Source organism: Kitasatospora sp. NPDC059973 (genome assembly GCF_042737525.1).
Taxonomy (GTDB): domain Bacteria; phylum Actinomycetota; class Actinomycetes; order Streptomycetales; family Streptomycetaceae; genus Kitasatospora.
In genome coordinates this window covers 1-1,618 of record NZ_JBHWUI010000360.1, presented here as the reverse complement: position 1 = coordinate 1,618, position 1,618 = coordinate 1, and the positions used below count along the sequence as shown (strand labels likewise).

Below are 1,618 nucleotides of genomic sequence, written 5' to 3'. Positions count from 1 at the left end.
GTCCCGGGCCACGCCGGGACGGTCGCCCCCGCGGACGTGTCGATGGAGAACTACGCGGCGATCACCGGTGCCTTCGCGGCCGACCACGGCTGCACCACCGTGGTCGGCCACAGCATCGGCGCCAACATCGCGCTGGAGATGGTCGCCGGCGGGTACTTCTCCGGGCCGGTGGTGCTGCTCTCCCCGACGTTCTCACGACCGGACGAGTCCAGAGCGCTGGCGATCGCCGCCGCGCTCGGCCGGGTCCCCGGGCTCGGCTCGCTGGCCTGGCCGGCGATGCTGTGGCTGACGCCGAAGGCGCTGGCCGACAGCATTCCGGAGTCGCGGCGGGAGGCCCTGCTCGCCGACCTCGGCAAGAACTCCGCGTCGTTCTGCCGCCGGGCCATGATCGAGTACTTCGCGTACCTGGACCGGCACGGCCAACTGGTCCCCCGGCTGTGCCGCTCCCGCGCCCGGGCCCTGGTGGTCCGCGGCGACCGGGACGAGGTGGGGCTCACCGACGCCGAACGGGCCGCACTGGCGGCCTGCCCCACGGTGACCCTCGAAGTGGTCCCCGACAGCGGGCACCTGGTGCTGCTCGAACAGCCCGACGCGGTGGCCCGCCTGATCGCCGGCGCCGTGCTCGGCCCCGCCTCCTGAGCCCGCCACCTGAGCCCGCCACCGCCGGGCGTCAGGGACGCGCGGGCCCGCCGGTCGCGGTCGGGGGCCGCCCGGCCCGGACGGCAGGCGAGGGGGGACGGCCACCGTCCGGGCGCGGCGGGCGCACCCACCGCGCCCTCGTCTCACCCCGATCCGCCGGGCCAAACCCCATGCCCGCGGGCCTCTTCCGCCCAGCCGCCGGGAGCCACCGGTCGGCGCACGGTCCGGGCGTCCCCCGACACGCGGCGGACCGGCGGGGCGGCTTGCCGACGACCGCCGGAGGACGGACATTCGTGGTGGCGCTGTCGGCGGGAACCCGCCCCGGGGAGACCGTCCACCGGCAGGCCGCCCGACGAGGTCGAGGTGGGTGTGGCGATGAGCAAGGTGGAGGAGTCGATCGACGTGGACGTGCCGGTCCGCGTCGTCTACGACCAGTGGACGAGCTTCGAACGCTTCCCGGAGTTCATGGAGGGGGTGGAGGAGGTCCGGCAGCTGGACGACCTGCACGCCCGCTGGAAGACCAGGATCGCCGGGCTGTCCCGCGAGTTCGAGACCGAGATCGTCGAACGGGTCCCCGACGAACGGGTGTCCTGGCGCACCAGCAGCAGCAATGTGAAGCACACCGGCACGGTCTCCCTGCACCCGATCGACGCGACCCACACCCGGGTCAGGATGACCATGGACTTCGAGCCCACCGGATTCGCCGAGAAGGCCGCGGACAAGCTGGGCGTGCTCGACCGGATGGTCAGCGGTGACCTGCGGCGCTTCAAGCACTTCGTCGAGAACCGCGGGGCCGCCCCCGGGAGCGCCGACTCCTGACCGCGACGCGGGCCGGATTCCCCGGCCACGCCCGGCCGGCGACCCTCCGCGGCGGCCGTGAGCAGCGCGCGGGCGAGATAGCGACCGCGACGCCCAGGAGCACGACCCGGACCTCGCCACCGCCGCGAGCCGCCCGGTCGCGGACCGCGCGCCGGGCGGC

Annotated in this window: 2 protein-coding genes; both read left to right on the top strand. The window is 75.0% G+C overall.

Going from position 1 to position 1,618, the window contains the following annotated elements; translation table 11 throughout:
• Positions 1-639: alpha/beta fold hydrolase (locus ACFWA9_RS39120; RefSeq protein WP_380394359.1), on the top strand; the 639-nt coding region annotated here is incomplete at its 5' end.
• 375 nt (positions 640-1,014) lie between these two features.
• Positions 1,015-1,458 (top strand): SRPBCC family protein, encoded by a 444-nt coding sequence (locus tag ACFWA9_RS39115; protein ID WP_380394356.1) that lies wholly within the window; start codon positions 1,015-1,017, stop codon positions 1,456-1,458.
• Positions 1,459-1,618 lie beyond the last annotated feature (160 nt).